The sequence below is a fragment of the Actinocorallia lasiicapitis genome, from assembly GCF_054778695.1.
The window spans coordinates 1-875 of record NZ_BAAGZI010000820.1; the positions used below are offsets into that span (position 1 = coordinate 1).

Annotated in this window: 2 protein-coding genes; both read right to left on the minus strand. The window is 75.2% G+C overall.

The features are described 5' to 3' along the window. A partial coding sequence (locus ACYVE7_RS34835; protein WP_460370918.1) for a sacsin N-terminal ATP-binding-like domain-containing protein occupies positions 1–467 on the minus strand: 467 nt, incomplete at its 3' end. A gap of 91 nt (positions 468–558) precedes the next feature. After that, the coding region (locus ACYVE7_RS34840; protein WP_460370920.1) for a DUF3027 domain-containing protein at positions 559–875 on the minus strand (317 nt) is incomplete at its 5' end.

Genomic DNA, 875 nt, shown 5'->3' on the forward strand with positions numbered 1-875 from the left:
ATCCCGGCGACGGCGGCCCTGGTCTCCGCCGCCGACCACCGCACCGCCAGCCCCGCCGACGTGATCTTCGGCTGGTCGGTGACGCTCACGACGGCCGTGAACCCGACCCCGAACCGCCCGACGGCCGCATCCCCCCGCCCCGCGTCCCCCCGCTTGGACGAGACGCGCAGCGTCGACAGCGACTCCACTCCGGCCGCGTCCAGCGCCGCCCCGGTGCTGTCGGCCGTCAGCACCCCGCCGTCGAGCGTGAACGCGACCCGCCCGGCGCTCTTCTCCCGGGCCGCCGCGTCCGCGGCGTTCTGCGCCAGCTCGACGATCACCCTGTCGCGGTAGCCGTCCCGCGCGAAGTCCTCCTCGGCGTTGGCGTCCTCCCGGAACCGGGCGACACCGTCCCCCCACCCCGCCAGAACCCTCCGCCGAACCTCGCCCGTACCGAACCCCGCACCGCCGAACCCGTCACCACTCATCCCCCCACCCCATCAGACCCTCCCCCCACCCTGCACATCCAGGAGCACGACCGCGTGGACCAGCGGGAGGGCGAGGGGCGGAACGGGTGGTTTAAGGGGTTTCGGGGGTGGTGTCGTAGGAGAGGTCGTCGAGGATGAGGGGTGGGGCCTCGGCGGCGGAGGGGACTTCGACGGCTTCGGAGTGGCCGCCGCAGCCGTGGTCGACGGCGACGACACGGCCGTCGTCGGGGACGTAGGCGTTGGCGCAGACGCCGAAGAGCTGGCGCAGGTCGCCCGCCAGCGGCAGGAAGAAGCCGCAGGTGCCGCAGTGGGCGGGCGCGGCGGTGGCCAGCGGGGTGCGGGGGCCGGCGGTGCCCTCGTACCAGCGTTCCGCGGCCTGGTCGCGGCCCTCGGGCGACAGGACGCGGG